16 protein-coding genes are annotated in these 17,409 nt (G+C 66.6%); 14 read left to right on the forward strand and 2 right to left on the reverse strand.

The annotated features are described in order from the left end of the window. Positions 1-6 precede the first annotated feature (6 nt). From GUY23_RS05215 to cls, 3 genes are all read left to right on the forward strand, one after another. Complete coding sequence (locus GUY23_RS05215; RefSeq protein ID WP_166970345.1) at positions 7-2,124, forward strand: acetyl/propionyl/methylcrotonyl-CoA carboxylase subunit alpha; 2,118 nt, start codon at positions 7-9, stop codon at positions 2,122-2,124. A 35-nt stretch (positions 2,125-2,159) separates the two neighbouring features. Beyond that, entirely contained in the window at positions 2,160-3,332 is a 1,173-nt protein-coding gene (locus GUY23_RS05220; RefSeq protein ID WP_166975651.1) for an acyl-CoA dehydrogenase family protein, read from the forward strand. Positions 3,333-3,535: 203 nt separating this feature from the next. After that, positions 3,536-5,026, forward strand: coding sequence for a cardiolipin synthase (cls, locus tag GUY23_RS05225; protein WP_166970347.1), 1,491 nt, complete (start codon positions 3,536-3,538; stop codon positions 5,024-5,026). Positions 5,027-5,047: 21 nt separating this feature from the next. Here the strand turns inward: cls and GUY23_RS05230 are convergent, their stop codons facing one another. Beyond that, a complete protein-coding gene (locus GUY23_RS05230) occupies positions 5,048-5,869 on the reverse strand; it encodes an HAD-IIA family hydrolase (RefSeq protein WP_166970349.1) in 822 nt (273 codons plus the stop codon). Between GUY23_RS05230 and GUY23_RS05235 the strand changes: the two genes are divergently transcribed. The 3 genes from GUY23_RS05235 to GUY23_RS05245 are packed head-to-tail and all read left to right on the forward strand — an operon-like array spanning position 5,868 to position 6,903. Beyond that, the gene (locus GUY23_RS05235; protein WP_166970351.1) at positions 5,868-6,008 is read left to right on the forward strand and encodes a hypothetical protein; all 141 of its coding nucleotides are present in this window, start codon (positions 5,868-5,870) and stop codon (positions 6,006-6,008) included. The genes GUY23_RS05230 and GUY23_RS05235 overlap by 2 nt on opposite strands. A 53-nt stretch (positions 6,009-6,061) precedes the next feature. Beyond that, positions 6,062-6,400, forward strand: coding sequence for an ArsR/SmtB family transcription factor (locus tag GUY23_RS05240; protein ID WP_166970353.1), 339 nt, complete (start codon positions 6,062-6,064; stop codon positions 6,398-6,400). A gap of 23 nt (positions 6,401-6,423) precedes the next feature. After that, the gene (locus GUY23_RS05245) at positions 6,424-6,903 is read left to right on the forward strand and encodes an SRPBCC family protein (protein WP_166970355.1); all 480 of its coding nucleotides are present in this window, start codon (positions 6,424-6,426) and stop codon (positions 6,901-6,903) included. Between the two features lie 87 nt (positions 6,904-6,990). Here GUY23_RS05245 and GUY23_RS05250 read toward each other — a convergent pair whose 3' ends face one another. Continuing rightward, a complete protein-coding gene (locus GUY23_RS05250; RefSeq protein ID WP_166970357.1) occupies positions 6,991-7,662 on the reverse strand; it encodes a histidine phosphatase family protein in 672 nt (223 codons plus the stop codon). A 96-nt stretch (positions 7,663-7,758) separates the two neighbouring features. Between GUY23_RS05250 and GUY23_RS05255 the strand changes: the two genes are divergently transcribed. The 8 genes from GUY23_RS05255 (at position 7,759) to GUY23_RS05290 (ending at position 17,409) form a co-directional block, all read left to right on the forward strand. Continuing rightward, positions 7,759-8,280, forward strand: a complete 522-nt coding sequence (locus tag GUY23_RS05255) for a MaoC family dehydratase (RefSeq protein ID WP_166970359.1) — start codon at positions 7,759-7,761, stop codon at positions 8,278-8,280. 8 nt (positions 8,281-8,288) lie between these two features. Continuing rightward, positions 8,289-9,092 (forward strand): HpcH/HpaI aldolase/citrate lyase family protein, encoded by an 804-nt coding sequence (locus GUY23_RS05260; protein ID WP_166970361.1) that lies wholly within the window; start codon positions 8,289-8,291, stop codon positions 9,090-9,092. 34 nt (positions 9,093-9,126) lie between these two features. Next, positions 9,127-9,792, forward strand: a complete 666-nt coding sequence (locus GUY23_RS05265; RefSeq protein ID WP_166970363.1) for a peptide deformylase — start codon at positions 9,127-9,129, stop codon at positions 9,790-9,792. A gap of 67 nt (positions 9,793-9,859) precedes the next feature. Beyond that, positions 9,860-10,390, forward strand: a complete 531-nt coding sequence (gene msrA / locus GUY23_RS05270; RefSeq protein WP_166970365.1) for a peptide-methionine (S)-S-oxide reductase MsrA — start codon at positions 9,860-9,862, stop codon at positions 10,388-10,390. Then, positions 10,378-11,244, forward strand: coding sequence for a nitroreductase family protein (locus GUY23_RS05275; protein ID WP_228282746.1), 867 nt, complete (start codon positions 10,378-10,380; stop codon positions 11,242-11,244). Before msrA ends, GUY23_RS05275 begins: the two co-directional genes overlap by 13 nt. Then, the gene (locus GUY23_RS05280) at positions 11,241-12,506 is read left to right on the forward strand and encodes an MFS transporter (RefSeq protein ID WP_228282747.1); all 1,266 of its coding nucleotides are present in this window, start codon (positions 11,241-11,243) and stop codon (positions 12,504-12,506) included. Before GUY23_RS05275 ends, GUY23_RS05280 begins: the two co-directional genes overlap by 4 nt. A 220-nt stretch (positions 12,507-12,726) precedes the next feature. Next, positions 12,727-16,623, forward strand: a complete 3,897-nt coding sequence (locus tag GUY23_RS05285) for an efflux RND transporter permease subunit (RefSeq protein WP_228282748.1) — start codon at positions 12,727-12,729, stop codon at positions 16,621-16,623. A 24-nt stretch (positions 16,624-16,647) separates the two neighbouring features. After that, positions 16,648-17,409: a CPBP family intramembrane glutamic endopeptidase gene (locus GUY23_RS05290; RefSeq protein ID WP_166970367.1), complete on the forward strand. Its 762-nt coding sequence runs from the start codon at positions 16,648-16,650 to the stop codon at positions 17,407-17,409.

Raw genomic sequence — 17,409 nt, forward strand, 5'->3', positions numbered from 1 at the left:
AGACCAATGTTCAAAACCGTACTCATCGCCAATCGCGGAGAGATCGCCCTGCGCGTCATCCGCACCTGCCGCCGGCTCGGCATCCGCACCGTGGCCGTGTACTCCGACGCCGACGCCCGGGCCGCGCACGTCAAGGCCGCCGACACCGCGGTCCACCTCGGTCCGGCTCAGGCCTCCGAGTCCTACCTGCGCATCGAGAAGGTCATCGCCGCAGCCCAGGCCACCGGAGCCGAGGCCATCCACCCCGGCTACGGCTTCCTGTCCGAGAACGCAGAATTCTCCGCCGCCTGCGAAGCCGCCGGAATCGTCTTCCTCGGTCCCGGTGCGGACGCGATCAGGACCATGGGCGACAAGATCACTGCCAAACAGGCCGTGTCCTCTCGCGGCGTTCCGCTCGTGCCCGGCACCAAGGATGCCGATATGAGCGACGAGGCCCTCGTGGCCGCTGCCGCGGACATCGGCTTTCCCGTCCTCATCAAGCCCTCGGCCGGTGGCGGCGGCAAGGGCATGCACGCCGTGTTCGATGCCGCCGAACTTCCTTCGGCATTGGCGACCGCCCGCCGTGAAGCCGCGAGCTCCTTCGGCGACGACACCCTCTTCCTCGAACGCCTCGTCGCCACCCCGCGGCACATCGAAGTTCAGGTCATGGCCGATGCCCACGGCAACGTCATCCACCTCGGCGAACGCGAATGCTCACTCCAGCGCCGCCACCAGAAGGTCATCGAGGAGGCCCCGTCGGCACTGCTCGACGAGCCGACCCGAGCCCGGATCGGTCAGGCGGCCTGCGAGACCGCGAAGTCCGTGGGCTACGTGGGTGCCGGCACCGTTGAGTTCATCGTCGGCGCCGACCGTCCCGACGAGTTCTTCTTCATGGAGATGAATACCCGCCTCCAGGTCGAGCACCCCGTCACCGAGGAGGTCACCGGAGTCGATCTCGTCGAACTCCAGCTGCGCGTCGGTGCCGGGGAAGAGCTGCCGCTGACCCAGGACGACATCACCCTGACCGGGCACTCGATCGAAGCCCGCATCTACGCCGAGGACCCCTCCAGAGGATTCCTGCCCACGGGAGGGCGCGCCCTCGACGTCGCCTTCCCGACAGGGGAGGGGATCCGTGTCGATGCCGGCCTCGACGCCGGGCAGCGGATCGTCTCCGACTACGACCCGATGATCGCCAAGCTCATCGTCCACGCCGACGACCGAGACCAGGCCATCGCCCGTCTCGATGCCGCGCTCGCCGCCTCGGCGGTGCCGGGAATCGTGACGAACATCGACTTCCTGCGGACTCTGCTCGCTCTGCCCGAGGTCGTCGCCGGTGACCTCGACACCTCGATCATCGACAATCTCGACGAGAGCCAGCTGACCCACGCGCCGAGTGAGATCGACATACAGGTCGCCGCTGCGGCGGTCATCGAGACACTCGGCCGTGCAGGAACACAGATCACCGGTGCGGTCACGGCCCGGGATCTGGCGGGCGCAGCAGTCGGCGGAACCGCCTCGGCGTGGGGGAGGTCAGCGGCCTTCCGGGCCTCTCGCCCCGAATTCCGACCTGCAGTGCGCCTCGACTTCGTCGGGGCAGGTGAGTTGACTGTCGATGACAGCGACGACGTGGAATTCGGACCGGCACCGGCAACCGAGTTCGCGCCGGGAGTCGAGGTGACTGCCCGGGCAGAGTCGGTGATCATCGACGAAGACGGTGTGTGGCACGTCGCCATCGACGGCATCCAGTACACCGCCCGCGTCTTCTCCGACGCAGCCGATCGCAGCATCTGGGTCAGCAGCGACCGCGGCGTCCACGTCTTCACCCGACCGCTCGCCGACTCCTCGCTCACGCCCGGACTCGACGGTGCGGAGGTGCTCGCCCCGATGCCCGGCTCCGTCGTCGAGGTGAAGGTCGACACGGGTGACCGCGTCGAGCAGGGCGATCCGATCGTCGTCGTCGAGGCGATGAAGATGGAGCACGTGCTCACGGCGCCGGCCGCGGGCATCGTCAGCGTCGCCACCGTGCCCGGCACGCAGGTGGGACTCGACGAGGTGCTCGCCACCGTCGTCGACGAGGACGTCGCCGCAGACGCCGGGATCACCGCCGACACAGCACCCACAGCCGACACAGCAACCGAACAATGACCACCACGACCACGCATCATGCGGGGGAGGACACCATGAACACGTTCGTTCCGGGCATGCTGCCCGAAGAATACGAAGATCTGCGCCAGGGAGTCGCGAAGTTCGCCGACGAAGAGGTCGCACCGGTATCGGCCGAACTCGATGCCAAGCATGAGTTCCCCTACGACCTCGTCGCGAAGATGGGGCAGATGGGCCTGTTCGGTCTGCCCTTCGACGAGGAGTACGGCGGCATGGGCGGGGACTACTTCGCCCTGTGCCTGGCCATCGAGGAGATCGCCCGGGTCAACCAGTCCCTGGCGATCACGCTCGAGGCGGGAGTCTCTCTCGGCGCGATGCCGATCTATCGGTTCGGCACCGAGGAGCAGAAGAAGGAGTGGCTGCCCAAGCTCACCGACGCCTCGGGACTGGCCGCCTTCGGTCTGACCGAACCCGAAGCCGGTTCCGACGCTGGTGGGACGAAGACGAAGGCCACGCTCGAGAACGGCACGTGGACGATCAACGGCTCCAAGTGCTTCATCACGAATTCGGGCACCGATATCACCCGACTCGTCACCGCCACCGCCGTGACCGGGACCAGGACCTCGAAGTCCGGCCGCGAGGTCCCCGAGATCTCGACGATCATGATCCCCACCGGCACCCCTGGTTTCACCGCCGAACCGGCCTATGACAAGGTCGGCTGGAACTCCTCGGACACACACCCGCTGACCTTCGACGATGTGCAGGTGCCCGAAGAGAACCTGCTCGGTGAGCGCGGCCGCGGCTACGCGAACTTTCTGCGCATCCTCGACGAGGGCCGCATCGCCGTGGGTGCACTCTCCGTCGGTGCCGCCCAAGGCTGCGTGGAGGAATCGGTGAAGTACGCGAAGGAACGCCAGGCCTTCGGACACCCGATCGCCGACTTCCAGGGCATCTCCTTCAAGATCGCCCGCATGGAGGCCCGCGTCGTCGCCGCACGCTCGGCGTACTACCTCGCCGCCTCCCGGATGCTCGCCGGTCTGCCGTTCAAGAAGGAAGCGGCGATCGCGAAGATGGTCGCCGGCGAGGCAGCCATGGACAACGCCCGCGACGCCACGCAGATCCACGGCGGCTACGGCTTCATGAACGAATACCTCGTCGCCCGCCACTACCGCGACTCGAAGATCCTCGAGGTCGGGGAAGGCACCACCGAGGTCCAGCTCATGCTCATCGCCCGCGAGCTCGGCATCTGAGCCCGTCGAACTGAGAGGGCAGGCCCGCCTCGGCGCGGGGAACCGCACGCATCCGCCCGTCGTCATCCGAGTCATGAGGCGGCGGGCGGTGCTGTCTGTGGGACCGGCGTGTGCCGGGCCTCTGCGTGCGCCACCCGTTAGGGTTGGGTGAGCGGACCGGCAGGCAGCTGCCGGGCGATCGGCAACGATGAGGAGCGGGGGACATGCGGCTGAATGTCGATTTCGAGCTGGGGTCGATTCCGACGATCCTGTCCGTCAGCTGGATCGTCGTCGAATACATCGCGAAGATCATCGCGATCGGTGTGGTCCCGGAGAACCGTCGCCCCTCATCCTCGTCGGCATGGCTGCTGCTCATCCTCTTCGTGCCGATCGTCGGCATCCCGCTGTTCCTCATGCTCGGCAGTCCGTACATCAATCACCGGCGGGCGAGAATCCAGGCCCAGGCCAATGAGCTCATGCACGAAGGTGCCGACGACCTGCCCGATGTGCCTCCCTCTCTGGATGCGCCGCGCGAGTTCGTCTCCGTCGCGCAGTTGGGGCGGGCGCTGACGGCCCTGCCGATGGTCACCGGTGACAGCCACGGCGTGAGCTCGGACTACGAGGCGAGCATCGCTCGGATGGCTGAACTCGTCGACTCGGCTGAGGAATACGCCCACGTCGAGATCTACATCATGGCCTGGGATTCGACGACCGACGTCTTCTTCCAAGCGCTCGAACGGGCGAGCGCAAGGGGAGTCAAGGTCAAGGTCCTCTTCGACCACATCGGCTCCCGCAAGTATCCCGGTTTCCACCGCCTCGGCAAACGCCTGAGCCGGGCCGGCATGGAATGGCACCTCATGCTCCCGTTCATTCCGTGGCGCGGGAAGCTGCGGCGCATCGACCTGCGTAATCACCGCAAACTCCTCGTCGTCGACGGGAAGAGGGCGATGATGGGCTCACAGAACATGATCGACTCGAGCTACCTCAAGAAGAAGAACGTGACAATCGGTCGGCACTGGCACGACATCATGGTCGAACTCAGCGGTCCGATCGTCGCCACCGTCGAGGCGGTGTTCGCCACCGACTGGTACACCGAGTGCGGGGATTCCCTGGGCATTCGACCCTACGAGGGCGATTCGGTCGAGCCCGATGTCGGTGGACAGACGAGCGCGATGCAACTCGTGCCCTCAGGGCCCGGATTCACCACCGAACCCAACCTCAAGGTCTTCACCTCGCTGATGTACCTCGCGCAGGAGCGCCTGGCCATCGTCAGCCCCTACTTCGTGCCCGACGAATCGCTGCTGGCCGCGGTGAGCACGGCCGCCCGGCGCGGCGTCGACGTCGAACTCTACGTCAGCGAACAGGCCGACCAGTTCATGGTCGACTACGCCCAGTCCTCGTACTACCGGTCCCTGCTCGAGGCCGGGGTGCGGATCTTCCAGTACCCCAAACCGCAGGTGCTCCACACGAAGTGCTTCGTCGTCGACGGTCGATACGCGGTGATGGGGTCATCGAACATGGATATGCGCTCCTTCGGCCTCAACTACGAGATCAGCCTGCTCACGACCGGCGGGGACCTCGTCGGTGACATCGACGGGGTGATCTCCGACTACCAGGAAGCCAGCCACGAACTCACTCTCGAGGAGTGGGAGAAGCGGCCGCTCATCCGCCGCTACCTCGAATCCGCGATGAGGCTGACCTCCGCCCTGCAGTAGGCCTGCAGCGAACGCCGAGCCTCAGGCGGAGCCGGTGACGTCGGGGCCGAGGTCGCTCTGCTGTTCCAGCGGGACGTCGAGGAGTTCGTGGACTCCGGCGACGATCTCGTTCGGTCGGAACGGGAAACGGCGGACATCCTCGGCGGTCGAGATCCCGGAGAGGACGAGTACGGTGTGCATGCCTGCCTCCATCCCGGCGATGATGTCGGTGTCCATGCGGTCGCCGATCATCGCAGTGCTCATCGAGTGCGCGCCGATCTTGTTCAGTGCCGAGCGGAACATCATCGGATTCGGTTTGCCGACGACGTAGGGTTCACGGTTCGTCGCCTTCGTGATGAGCGCTGCGATTGCGCCGGTCGCAGGCAGGATGCCTTCGGGGCTCGGACCGGTCGCATCCGGGTTCGTGACGATGAAGCGCGCCCCGCCTTCGATGAGGCGGATGGCCTTGGTGATCGCCTCGAACGAATAGGAATGCGTCTCGCCGACGACGACGAAATCGGGATCCTTCTCGGTCATGACGAACCCGGCCTCGTGGATGGCGGTGGTCAGCCCGGCCTCACCGACGACGTAGGCAGTACCGTGCTCGACCTGGTTGGAAAGGAAATCAGCGGTCGCCATCGCCGAGGTCCAGATGTTCGACTCGGGAACGTCGAGACCGTTCGACCGCAGTCGGGCAGAGAGGTCGCGGGCGGTGTAGATCGAGTTGTTCGTCAGCACCAGGTAGGGAATGTCGGCCTGCCGCCACTGGGCGAGCAGCTCGGCGGCGCCGGGCAGGGGATTGCTCTCCTTGACCAGGACGCCGTCCATATCGGTCAGCCAGCATTCGATGGAATCGCGATCCATGTCTCTCCTCGAGTCAGCGGGTGGGCCGAAGCGGCACACCCCCAGCCTAGTCGGCCCGGCCGCCGATGCGGACTCCGGAGCCGAACCCGCCGTGTCCGCAGGGGAGCCGGACGGCGAATTCATCGTCATCGACCCTTGACGCCTGCGCCACGACCTGTATTGTAGAGAATACTTAATTAAGTAGGTACTTCAATGAATCTGGATCTGGTCTTCGCCGCTCTTGCCGATCCGACACGGCGGGCGATCATCGATCGTCTCCGCTCCGGTGACCTGAGCTCCGGTGACCTGGCCGAGCCGCTGCCGATCAGTCGGCCCGCCGTCTCACAGCATCTCAAGGTGCTCGAAGCCGCCGGACTCATCACCCGGTCGAAGAGCGCCCAGAGGCGCATCGTCTCGCTCAACGCCGACAAGCTCTCGGGAGCCACCGAGTGGCTGCTCGCGGCACACGAGGAATGGCAGCGGCGCTTCGATGCCCTCGACGACGTCCTCGCCGAGGATGCGCCGCAACAGACAGAACAATCGGAACCGTGATCGACTCAAGGAGGAGAACCATCATGAACACCTTCGACACCAACAGCGAGACCGCAACAACAGACCAGCCGAGCTTCACCATCGTCAGGGACTTCGCCGCGCCCCGTGCCCAGGTCTGGGACGCCTGGACGAACCCGGACATCATGGCTCGCTGGTTCCACCCCGAAACGCTGGAGACGCCACGGGAATCCGTCACCGTCGACCTCCGCGTCGGCGGCGAATACACCTACACGATGCGCATCCCCGACACGGGGCAGGAGTTCCCGACCGCCGGTCGGTACCTCCGCATCGAGGAACCGCGCCGACTCGACTTCACGTGGGGCAGCCCCGAAGACATCGACGAGGCGCCGCTTGTCAGCGTCGTCCTCGACGAGGTCGACGGGCGCACCACGAGGATGACCTTCACTGTCGTGGGTCTTCCCAACGACTCGGGCTCCGATGCCAGCGCCTACGACGGCTGGAACTCCGCGTTCAACGTCTTCGACGCCGAGGTCATCGGCTGAGCGGACAGCTGAACCCCTGACCTGCCACCGGGCCACCTCAGCACCCGCCGAGGTGGCCCGGCTCGGTTCTGATCGAAGCAGCCCGGTTCAGTTCTCGCCGAGGTGGTCGACGTCTGCCAGCCGACGCAGAGTGCGATTGCCGAACGCTGCATCCTCGGTCAGCTCCGTGATGCAGCCCGAGCGGGCCGCGAACGCCGCCCAGCCCATTGAGTCGAGCGGCAGCTCGAGCCACCGACCGATGACGAAGGTATGCGCGAACCCGTGGGTGACGATGACCTGATGAGCCGCCGGACGCGCGAGGATCTCATCCATCGCCTCATAGACCCGTGCGCCGAGCTCCCGCCTCGTCTCAGCGCCCTCGATGCCTTCGTCATGATCGAGACGGACCTGATGATCGAGCAAGGCTGCGCCGACATCGCCGGGCTTCGGCGGAAAGACGAACCGCTCGTCGAGCCAGGACTGCTCCCGGCCTTCCGCGATTCCGTACGATTTCTCCCGCAGGCCCGCCGCCACCTCGGCGCGGGTGCCGAGGGCCTCGGCGACCACCTCGGCGGTCTCCCGGGTCCGCGCGAGATCGGAGGTGACCACCTCCGCCGAGGCATCGGCGGGGATCCGCCTGCGCAGCTCGGCGGCGATGGACCGGGCCTGGGAGCGTCCGTGTTCGGTCAGGGAGGAGTCGAACCACCCGCCCACGCGGCCCTCGACATGGTGGCGGGACTCGGGGTGGGTGATGACGTAGAGCGTGCGGGTACCTGTCATGATGACTCCGAGGCTACCCGAGACGAGAACCGCCCCGGCTGCCTCGACGTCCGTGCCAGGCGATAAGCTCGCAGTACGACGAGTGAGGAGCGACACATGGGTGAGAAGGTCATCGAACAACGAGGTCTGTGGCTGGACGAGATGGAAGTCGGCGCGACCTACAGGCATGCGCCGGGACGGACCATCACCGAGGCGGACAACACCTGGTTCACGGCGGTGACCATGAACACCCAGGCCCTCCACCTCGACGCGGCCTTCGCCGAGACCGAACCCTTCGGACAGCGACTGGTCAACTCGATGTTCACCCTGGCCACGCTCATCGGGCTCTCGGTCACCCAGCTGACCCAGGGCACGATCGTCGGCAACCTCGGCTTCTCCGAGGTGAGCTTCCCCGCTCCACTCTTCCACGGCGACACCCTCTACGCGGAGACGACGATCCTCGACAAACGCAGCTCGAAGTCCCGCCCCGGACAGGGCATCGTCACCCTCGAACACCGCGGGTACAACCAGGACGGCACCCTCGTGGCCAAGGCCGTGCGCCAGACCATGATGTTCGACTCGAGCCACGCGAAAGACGCGGGGAACACCGCAGACGACCAGACCGAAACAGGAAAGTGAGCACCCTGATGGCCCTTGAGTTCAAACCCGCCTGGCTCTTCTGCCCCGGTGACCGTCCCGACAGGTATACGAAAGCAGCCGAACGCTCCGACATCGTCATCCTCGACCTCGAGGACGCCGTCAACGACGCGGACAAGGACACCGCCCGCGAAGCGATCATCGACTACCCGCTCGACCCCACCCGCACGGTCGTGCGCGTCAATGCCAGGGACTCCGAGCACCTCGGCGAGGACCTGAAGATGCTCGCTCAGACCGACTACACGGCCGTGATGCTGCCGAAGTCGCAGCGCGCGACCGACCTGACGGTCCTCGCCGGCTACCAGGTCATCGCCCTCATCGAGACCGGACTGGGTGCCCTCAACGTCGCCGAGATCGCCGCCGCCCCCAACGCCTACGCCCTGATGTGGGGATCCGAGGACCTCATCGCCGACCTCGGCGGAGGATCGTCCCGCAACGCCGACGGTGACTACCGCGACGTCGCCAAACACGTGCGCAACCAGACCCTGCTCGCCGCCCGCGCCCACGGCCGGTTCGCCCTCGATTCGATCTGGGCCGACATCCCGAACCTCGAAGGACTCGCAACCGAGGCCGAGGACGCCGTGCAGTCCGGATTCTCCGGCAAGGTCTCCATCCACCCCAACCACGTACCCGTCGTCCGCGACGCCTTCCGCCCCAGCGACGAACAGCTGACCTGGGCGAAGTCCGTGCTCGAGCTCGCGAAGACCGAGAAGGGCGCGTTCGCATTCGAGGGCAAGATGATCGACGCCCCGCTGCTCAAACACGCCGAACTCATCGTCGCCCGCGCGCATTGATCGACGCGCACTGATCCACGGAAGGACTCCGAAGTTGAACGAGGCCGATGCGACCATCGCCGCCCAGATCCGTGCCGTTCTCACCGCCGCCGAGGCGGGGGATGGGACCGCACCCATCGTCGAGGCCGGTGACCCGGTGCTGCGCACCGAGACCCGACCCTTCGACGGGCAGGTCGACGATGCAGAGCTCGCCCGCCTCGCCGAGGTGATGCGTGCGACCATGCTCGCCGCACCCGGAGTCGGCCTGGCCGGACCGCAGGTGGGGGTGAGCCTGTCGATGTTCGTCGCCGAGGACCCGGGTGCCCGGGATCCCGAGGTCGCCGAGGTCCGGCAGCGCGAGCCCATGCCCCTGCGCGTCGTCCTCAACGCAGCTTATTCCCGGGCGAGCGCGGAGGACGTCGCCTTCTATGAAGGCTGCCTGTCGATCCCCGGCTACCAGGCCGTCGTCGCCAGGCCCCGGGAGATCGAACTGACCGGAACCGACCTCAGGGGAGGTCCCATCGCCGAGGCGGTCACCGGCTGGTCCGCCCGCATCGTCGCGCATGAGACCGACCATCTGTCCGGAATCCTGTTCCTCGACAAGGCCGAGATGCGGTCGCTGGCGACGAACGTTTCGGTGGCGAAGTTCTGGCATCAGCCCTCGACGCAGAAGGCCGCGGCCGAACTCGGCTTCTCCCTGCCCAGCGGCATGGTGATGTGAGGTTCGCCGTGTCGGTGGGGCCGCCTCGTTGCGGGAATAACCTGAATCCGTCATCGTTATACGAGTTATGAGCGATCTCCGAACTCTCACCCTCGGCGCCGGCTGCTTCTGGTGCCTCGACGCCGTCTACCAGCGGACCACCGGAGTCACCGACGTGATCTCCGGATACACCGGCGGACACACCGATAACCCCGGCTACCGCGAGGTCTGCTCCGGGACCACCGGCCACGCCGAGGCACTGCAGGTGACCTTCGACGCCGAGATCGTGCCCGAAGAGGTCATCCTCGGACTCTTCTTCACCGGGCACGACCCCACGAGCCTCAACCGTCAGGGCTATGACGTCGGCACCCAGTACCGCTCGGCGATGTTCTACCGCGACGAGGAGGAGAAGGCCCGCTTCGCCGCCGCCATCGAATCCGCGCAGACGCTCTTCGACTCACCGATCGTGACCACCCTCGAACCCCTCGGCACGTTCTACCCCGCCGAGGCTGTCCACCAGGACTTCTACACCGCGAACCCCGACAACGGGTACTGCCGTGTCATCATCGACCCGAAGCTGAGCCGCGCCCGCGCCGAATTCGCCGAATGGGTGAGCTGATGGGCAGCGATAAGAAGGGCAAGAAGCACAAGTCCAAGAAGTGCCGAAGATCCGGCGGCAGGGACGATGATGCCTGTCAGGTGACGAGGGACCGTGTCCGCGCCCATTTCCTCGACGGCAACACCGGCCCCTGGGCGAAGAACCTCGCCGCCGAGGACATGAAGAACGCCCGTCCCGCTGCGGACGGGGCGACGCCGCAGTCCGCCGAGGCGGCCGCCGCGGACGAGCGCCCCGCCTCGGGCGAGTCCTCCCGCCGTGGGCCGGACTACTCGGTTCCCTCGACGATCGACATCGTCGCCGATCCCGTCCTCTACGCCCTGAGTACCCGCCGGTCGATCTCGAAGGTCGACCCGGAGACCCCGAACGACTCCGATCTGCTCGAGCTCATCCGCAGCGTCTCCTCGGTCGCCGATCACAAGGGACTGCGCCCCTGGCGCTTCCTCATCCTCCGCGGGGACGACCGGATCCGCCTCGGCGCAGCCCTCGACGAGGCCGCCGGGGTCCACCGGAAGCCCGGCGAGATCAATGGGAAGCCGCTGCGAGCCGAACTCCTCCTCGCCCTCATCGCCTCACCGACCAAGCACGACAAGGTCCCCGAATGGGAGCAGCACGCCACCGCCGCCGGTGCCGGACACCTCCTCGAACTCGCCCTGTGGCAGGCCGGGTGGGGAGTGATGTGGCGTTCGGGCACGCTGACGAACTCGGAACCCGTCCGGAGCCTCCATCGGCTGGGGGAGAACGAACTCCTCATGGGCTGGTTCTACATCGGTGCGGTGCCTGAACGCTACCGTCAGCGACTGGCCGCGAGCACCCGACCGCTGCCGAAGCCCGAACAGTTCCTCGATACCCTGTGACCCGGAGTGAGAACGTCGGCACCCACGACGAGGCGGAATCCCGTCGTCTGCCGAAAGAGATCTACGTCCTCGTCGCGGCCGCGTTCATCGTCGCACTGGGCTATGGAATCATCGCCCCAGTCCTTCCCCAGTTCGCGGCGAGCTTCGACTTCGGCGTCACCGCCGCGACCATCGTCGTCTCCTCCTTCGCGTTCTTCCGGTTCGTCTTCTCACCCTCGTCGGGCCGCCTCGTCGATGCCTTCGGCGAACGCCGCATCTACATCACCGGACTCCTCATCGTCGCCGCCTCCACGGCGGCCGTGGCCTTCGCGCAGAACTACTGGCAGCTGCTGATCTTCCGCGGCCTCGGCGGCATCGGTTCGACGATGTTCAGCGTCTCCGCGATGGCGCTCATCGTCCGGCTCGCCCCCATCGACGCCCGTGCGAAGGCGTCGTCGACGTATGCCACCGCGTTCCTCGTCGGCAACATCGCCGGCCCCGTGCTCGGCGGTGCCATGGCCGGGTGGAGGATGCGCATCCCCTTCATCATCTATGCCGTCGGGCTGCTGGTCGCCGCCATCGTCGTGCGCATCTTCCTCGCCTCGACCGCAGCCTTCGGATCCTCGACGAAGTCCGGACGAGCCCGCCTGGAGGCGGAGAAGAACGAGAAGCAGCAGGAAGTCATGTCCTTCCGCGAGGCCTGGAAGGACTCCGCCTACCGCTCGGCACTCATCTCCGCCTTCGTCCAGGGCTGGTCGGCGATGGGCATCCGCGTGGCGATCTACCCGCTCTTCGCGATCCAGGCGCTGCGTGCCGACACCGCCGTTGCGGGTCTGGCGCTGACGATGTTCGCCATCGGCAACGCCTCGGCCGTGACCATCGTCGGTCGCTTCGCTGACACGGTCGGTCGCAAGCCCTTCATCCAATGGGGCCTGTTCGTCCTCGGCGTGACGACCGCGGCCCTGGCCTTCACCGATGCCATCTGGCTGTTCTTCGTCTTCTCCGTCATCGCCGGCATCGGATCCGGTCTGGCCAACCCCGCCCAGCAGGCCACGGTCGCCGACGTCATCGGCCGCGACCGGAAGGGCGGGCGGGTGCTCGCCCGCTACCAGATGGCCCTCGACGGCGGTGCCATCCTCGGTCCCGTCATCGCCGGAGCCGTCGTCGACCACTTCGACTACTCGTGGGCGTTCCTGCTCACCGGCGTCCTCGGCATCATCGCCGCGGGACTGTGGTTCTTCGGCCGCGAGACCCGACCCCGAGCTGTGGCTTCGGCCGGGTAATACTCCCGCGCACGGCGGCTACAGCTCGGTGAACCTGCACCGGCTCGGTGCAGGGACCAAGCTGCTGCAGGTTCACCAAGCCGGTGATCGAAGGGGCCTGCTGCCGGCGGGTCGGATGCTGCGAATTCAGGTTATCCTCATGTTCCATTGCTGCGACTCTCACTAGGATGGGTCTGGCGGTGTGCCTGCCGTCATGTACCCCCGAAGAGAAAGTCCCCATGTGAGTTTCCTGACCCGCCTGAGCCTGAAGAACCGGGCGCTCATCGCGCTCATCTCCGTCGTCGCCGTCATCTTCGGTGTCATCGGTGCCGGGGCTCTCAAACAAGAACTGTTCCCCTCCCTGGAGAATCCGCAGGCCACGGTCACCGCCTCCTATGAAGGCGCCACCCCCGAGGCGGTCGAATCCGAAGTCACGGATCCGCTCGAGGGTGCGCTGACGGCACTGCCCGAGGTCGAGGACATGACCTCGACGTCCTCGGCCGGCAGTGCTCAGATCACGGTGAGCACGAAGTACGGCGACGACTCCGACGACGTCGTGCGGGCACTGCAGCGCGCTGTCTCGCAGGTTCAGCCGTCCCTGCCCGACGGGGTCGAACCGAACGTGAACATGATGGGCACCGATGACATCCCGGTGCTCGCTCTGTCGGTGACCTCCGATGCCGACGAGGACAGACTCGCCGCGAACCTCGACGACATCGTCGAACCCGAACTGAAGAAGATCGACGGCGTCTCCCAGGTCCAGATCTCCGGGGCGAAGACCAAACAGGTCGAGATCACGATCCGCCGCGACGACCTCGAGGACGAAGGAGCCAGTCTCGACGAAGTGGCCGGCATCCTCCAGTCCAACGGCGTCCCCACCTCGGCGGGCGAACTCAAGGGAGATGACGGCTCGGCCCCGGTCGAGGTCGGCACCCGCATCCGCTCGGTCGATGCGATCAAGGACCTCGTCGTCAGCGGCGAGGACGGCCCGATCACGCTCTCGGACATCGCCGACGTCAAGCTCGTCGACGAACCCGTCGAATCGATCTCACGCACCAACGGGCAGCCCTCGCTGTCGGTGTCGGTGATGAAGGAATCCGATGCGAACACCGTCGATGTCTCGCACGCGGTGGCCGACAAGCTGCCCGAGCTCGAGAAGATGGTCGGCGACAACACGAAGTTCGTCTCCGCCTTCGACCAGGCGCCCTTCATCGAACAGTCCATCCACGACCTGCTCAACGAGGGCGGCCTCGGTCTGCTCTTCGCTGTGCTCGTCATCCTCGTCTTCCTGCTCTCGGTGCGGGCGACGATCATCACTGCGATCTCGATCCCGCTGTCCCTGCTCATCGCGATGGTCGGTCTGTGGATGGGCGGCGAGACGCTCAACATGCTCACCCTCGGGGCGCTGACGATCTCCGTCGGCCGCGTCGTCGACGACTCCATCGTCGTCATCGAGGCGATCAGGCGCAGACACGCCTCGGGAGGGGACAAGTTCTCCAACATCCTCGCCGCCGTGTCCGAGGTGGCCGGTGCGATCACGGCATCGACCCTGACCACGGTGGCGGTGTTCCTGCCGCTGGCATTCGTCACCGGGCAGACCGGGGAGATGTTCCGGCCCTTCGCCCTGACCGCAACGATCGCGCTGCTGTCCTCGCTGTTCGTGGCACTGACGATCGTGCCCGTCCTCGCGTACTGGTTCCTGCGACAGCGTGAGGCCAAGGTCAAGCTCACGCGTGCGGAGAAGAAGGAGATCCGAGCCAACCGCAGATCGATGCTCTCGACGTGGAGGTCGGAGAAGAAGACCGCGAAGAAGGCGGAGAAGAAGCGCGACATCGTCGCCGCCGGTGCCGAGTCCGAAGACACCACCGCCCACGACGACGCCGGTGCCGCCGGTGCTGCGGGCGCCGGAGCCGGGGGCGCCCGCGCCGCCGGAGTGGCCGCCGACAGTCCGCGCTACGGCGAGACCGAGGACGAAACGGAAGCCGTCGACGAACTCGCCGGAATGCATTCCCCGGTCACCCGTCTGCAGAAGACCTACATGCCGGCGATCTCCTTCTCGACGAAGCATCCGATCATCATGATCCTCATCGCCGTGCTCGTCCTGGCCGGGACCGGGGCGATGATCCCGCAGCTGAAGACCGAACTGTTCGGCGACACCGGACAGGACTCCCTGCAGGTCTCGCAGACCTTCGATCCTGGAACGGACCTCGACGAGGCCTCGAAGCAGGCGGAGAAGGTCGAGGACATCCTCGCCGACGAGTCCGATATCGAGAACTATCAGCTGTCGCTGGGCGGGACGACCTTCGGGTTCACCGACGACTCCTCGCTCACCGGCACGTACATCGTCAATACGAAATCCGGAGTCTCGGCGCAGTCGATCTCATCGACCCTGCAGAAGCAGTTCGACGATCTCGAAGGCGCCGGCGACGTCGAAATCCAGAGCCAGAGCTCGACCCCCGGCGCGCAGACGATCGACGTCACGCTCACGGCCTCGGATCCCGAGGAGCTCGAGGACGCGACGAAGACGGTCACCGACAAGCTCGACGGCGTCTCCGGTGCCCAGTCGGTGACGAGTGACATCGAGGCGGTCCAGCCCGTCATCGAGGTCAAGGTCGATCACAAGAAGGCCGCGGAGGAGAACCTCACCGAGGCCGCCATCGGCCAGTACGTCCAACGTGCCATGCACGGTCAGCAGATCGGCGAGGTCGTCATCGACGATGTCTCCCATTCGGTGCTGCTCTTCGACCGCAACGCCGACACTGTGAAGAAGCTCCGGGATCTCAAGATTCCCGGCAAGCCGAAGGAGACAGCTGCCGCAGGTCGCGCGGGTGCAGCCGGCGGTGCGGCCGCTGGTGGCGCTGGTGACACGGGCGGCGCCGCTGGTGACGCGGGCGGCGCGGCTGGCGGCGCTGGCGGAGGCGAGGCTGGTGGCGCAGGCGGAGGCGACGCCGGTGCGGCCGGTGGTGCTGGCGGCGGCGATGCCGGCGCGGGCGCGGCCGGTGGCGGTGCTGCCGGTGGCGCGGGTGCGGCGGGCGGTGCCGGGGCGGCCGGTGACCCGAATGCCGGTGCGCCCGTGACCTCGGAGCCGCGGTTCATCAAGCTCGACGACGTCGCCGACGTCAAAGAGGTCAAGACTGCCCCGACGATCCGCCACACGGATTCGCAGCGTTCGACCACTGTGTCGGTGACCCCGGAGGGTGATGACCTCGGTGCGGTGTCGACCGACGTGCAGTCTGCCCTCGACGAGGTGGACCTGCCCGATTCGGTGTCCGTCGACACCGGCGGTGCCACTCAGGAGCAGAACGAAGCGTTCTCGCAGCTGGGACTGGCGATGCTCGCGGCGATCCTCATCGTCTTCGTCATCATGGTCGCCACGTTCAAGTCGCTGCTGCAGCCGCTGATCCTGCTGGTCTCGATCCCGTTCGCGGCGACCGGATCGGTGGCGCTCTCGCTCATCACCGACACCCCGCTGGGGCTGACGTCGATGATCGGTCTGCTCATGCTCATCGGCATCGTGGTCACGAATGCGATCGTGCTCATCGACCTCATCAACCACTTCCGACTGCGCGGGGTCGATCTGCGCACCGCCGTCGTCCACGGTGCCAGGCTGCGTTACCGCCCGATCCTCATGACCGCGGCGGCGACGATCTTCGCACTGCTGCCGATGGCTCTGGGCCTGACCGGCGGGGGAGTGTTCATCTCGAAGCCGCTGGCGATCGTCGTCATCGGCGGACTCGTCAGCTCGACGCTGCTCACCCTCATCCTCGTGCCCGTGCTCTACCTCCTGCTCGAAGGGGTCAAGGAGCGTCGTGCCGAGAAGAAGCACGTGAAGAACATGGCCCGCGGAGAGGTCCTCGACGCCGCCGAAGCGCGGGCCGCGGAGAGCTCGTCGTCCGGATCCTCGGGCACGGCCACCTCGGTGAGGTCGGACGAATCCGCCGAGGCCGCCCCGACCGAGCGACCCTCCGACGGCTCGTCGTCGACGCGGTCATCGGAAGCTGACGTCGATCACGACGGCTCTGCCGAAGTGGGGGAGCACCGACCGCGGCACGGCGGCGAGCCCGAGTCGGACACCGACTTCACGCTGCGCAGCTCGCCGCCCCGCGACACCGACGGGGGCAGCGAACCCAAACACTGAGCCGACCCGGTTACAGTTGAGTCCATGACGACCGAGCTCGGACCGCGGGAGAAGAAGCGCCTGTGGTTCGAGCTCGGACTCGTTGCGGCCCTGTCGCTGGGCCAGTCCGCGATCTATGCGATCGTCCGACTGGCCGACATCGCCACCCGCGGCCCGATCAGCGAGGCGCAGGCGAAGCTGAACACCTCACTGTCACCGCGGCCCGGCTTCGATCTCATCTACCAACTCCTCGACATCGGGTTCACGCTGGTGCCGGTGCTGCTCGCCCTCTACCTGCTCACCGGCGACCACGCTCAGCCCCGCCTGAGCACACGTCTGGGCGTCGACGGCCACCGAGCGAGAGACCTCGGGCACGGGACCCTCATCTTCCTCCTCATCGGCATCGGCACGCTCGGGGTGTATGCGGGCGGCAGGGCACTCGGGATCACCGCCGAGGTGCAGCCGGCCAACCTCGGCGACCATTGGTGGACCCTCCCGGTGCTCGTCCTCGCCGCCGCGAAGAACGGGATCCTCGAAGAGGTGCTCATCTTCGGCTTCGGAGCGCAGCGGCTGCGGCAGCTTCGCTATGGGCCGTGGACGATCATCATCGGCCTCGCGCTCTTCCGCGCCAGCTACCACCTCTACCAAGGCATCGGCCCGTTCCTCGGCAACGTCGCCATGGGCCTCATCTTCGGCTGGTACTACCTGCGCAAGGGCCGACTGATGCCGCTGGTGTGGGCGCACTTCATCATCGATGCCGTCGGCTTCCTCACCCCGGGCGTGCTCAGCCTCGTCGACCTCGGCTGA

The organism is Brevibacterium atlanticum, from assembly GCF_011617245.1.
GTDB lineage: Bacteria > Actinomycetota > Actinomycetes > Actinomycetales > Brevibacteriaceae > Brevibacterium > Brevibacterium atlanticum.

Coding starts and splice junctions, on each gene's coding strand:
- GUY23_RS05215 (WP_166970345.1), top strand. CDS start 7: ATGTTCAAAACCGTACTCATCGCCAATCGCGGAGAGATCGCCCTGCGC.
- GUY23_RS05290 (WP_166970367.1), top strand. CDS start 16,648: ATGACGACCGAGCTCGGACCGCGGGAGAAGAAGCGCCTGTGGTTCGAG.
- msrA (WP_166970365.1), top strand. CDS start 9,860: ATGAGCGATCTCCGAACTCTCACCCTCGGCGCCGGCTGCTTCTGGTGC.
- GUY23_RS05240 (WP_166970353.1), top strand. CDS start 6,062: ATGAATCTGGATCTGGTCTTCGCCGCTCTTGCCGATCCGACACGGCGG.
- GUY23_RS05250 (WP_166970357.1), bottom strand. CDS start 7,662: ATGACAGGTACCCGCACGCTCTACGTCATCACCCACCCCGAGTCCCGC.
- GUY23_RS05235 (WP_166970351.1), top strand. CDS start 5,868: ATGTCTCTCCTCGAGTCAGCGGGTGGGCCGAAGCGGCACACCCCCAGC.
- cls (WP_166970347.1), top strand. CDS start 3,536: ATGCGGCTGAATGTCGATTTCGAGCTGGGGTCGATTCCGACGATCCTG.
- GUY23_RS05245 (WP_166970355.1), top strand. CDS start 6,424: ATGAACACCTTCGACACCAACAGCGAGACCGCAACAACAGACCAGCCG.
- GUY23_RS05260 (WP_166970361.1), top strand. CDS start 8,289: ATGGCCCTTGAGTTCAAACCCGCCTGGCTCTTCTGCCCCGGTGACCGT.
- GUY23_RS05275 (WP_228282746.1), top strand. CDS start 10,378: ATGGGTGAGCTGATGGGCAGCGATAAGAAGGGCAAGAAGCACAAGTCC.
- GUY23_RS05230 (WP_166970349.1), bottom strand. CDS start 5,869: ATGGATCGCGATTCCATCGAATGCTGGCTGACCGATATGGACGGCGTC.
- GUY23_RS05255 (WP_166970359.1), top strand. CDS start 7,759: ATGGGTGAGAAGGTCATCGAACAACGAGGTCTGTGGCTGGACGAGATG.
- GUY23_RS05220 (WP_166975651.1), top strand. CDS start 2,160: ATGAACACGTTCGTTCCGGGCATGCTGCCCGAAGAATACGAAGATCTG.